The 270-nt window shown below is 33.3% G+C and carries 1 protein-coding gene; it reads left to right on the top strand.

Annotated features, from left to right (window positions below; all coding sequences use genetic code 11):
* Positions 1–186 (top strand): DUF3696 domain-containing protein (locus ACSNOG_RS33385; RefSeq protein WP_436756417.1); only part of this gene is annotated, 186 nt, incomplete at its 5' end.
* Positions 187–270: the final 84 nt, after the last annotated feature.

Here is a 270-nt window from a genome sequence, read left to right as displayed (position 1 = left end):
AGTAATGTAAATCCAAATAATGTATCAATCAACTTTTTTGCTAAACAAGAAAAGCAAAGTGGAATTTTGCATGTAGTTGATAACCTTAAAGTTGATAAGAATGGCCGTATTGATACTTGGCCGGAAGATTTCTTCGATGAGTGGGATAAAAGTTTAGACCAACTTTTGAATATTAAAGATTATTAGGGGAGGAGGGAGCTGTGGATCTAGTATTTAATGAGTTATCCCTTAGGAATCCATTCAATAGTATAACTGAAGCAAGGGTTAATA

Origin of the sequence: Streptomyces sp. URMC 124 (assembly GCF_051386455.1) — a bacterium.
GTDB lineage: Bacteria > Actinomycetota > Actinomycetes > Streptomycetales > Streptomycetaceae > Streptomyces.
The sequence above is the reverse complement of the archived record's forward strand: the minus strand, read 5'-3'. Positions and strand labels throughout refer to the sequence as shown.